Origin of the sequence: Thermobrachium celere DSM 8682 (assembly GCF_000430995.1) — a bacterium.
Taxonomy (GTDB): Bacteria; Bacillota; Clostridia; order Clostridiales; family Caloramatoraceae; genus Thermobrachium; species Thermobrachium celere.
This window is the reverse complement of sequence record NZ_HF952037.1, coordinates 6,221-6,791: the sequence shown is the minus strand read 5'-3', so window position 1 is coordinate 6,791 and position 571 is coordinate 6,221. Positions and strand designations below refer to the sequence as shown.

Below are 571 nucleotides of genomic sequence, written 5' to 3'. Positions count from 1 at the left end.
CTTTTATCATCGGTTGCTGTCCACCTGCTGGATCCACAACTACCAATCTTCTATGGCCAAACAAAACATTATTGTTCTGATAAAAACCTTCTTCATCTGGTCCTCTTTTTGCAAGCCTTCTTGTCATCCTTTCAATTTCTTTTATTTTATCCTTTATATCATCATTAAAATTAACCCAACCAACTATTCCACACACTATTAACACCTCTAGTTTCTCTATATTATTTTAAAGTTATAAAATAATCTACTAACCTTCTCCTTAACKTGACTTATATACCCCTATAGGGTATATTATTCTATGTAAATTATCTCTATGGAGGTGACCTGCATGAATAAGAAGAGCCACCAAAATTGGTCTTGGATTATATTAGTAACATTCCTTATAGTTGCAGCAATTAAACCTATATTTGGTTTATTCGGTATAGTATGTATGACAGCACCTATGTATCATGCTTTAAGAGGAAGAGGAAAAATCCACTGCTCAAAATACTGTCCTAGGGGTTCCCTTCTAGGTAAATTCTTAAAATATGTATCTTTAAATAATACTCTTCCTTCATTCTTAAGAAGCAAA

General features: G+C 32.8%; 2 pseudogenes. One reads left to right on the top strand and one right to left on the bottom strand.

The features are described from left to right. Nucleotides 1-196 (bottom strand): annotated as a pseudogene (locus TCEL_RS11550) (asparagine synthase (glutamine-hydrolyzing)); the annotation flags it as partial. Nucleotides 197-328: 132 nt separating this feature from the next. On the opposite strand from TCEL_RS11550, the pseudogene TCEL_RS13930 reads away from it, so the two are divergent. After that, a pseudogene (locus TCEL_RS13930) lies at nucleotides 329-571 on the top strand (4Fe-4S ferredoxin); the annotation flags it as partial.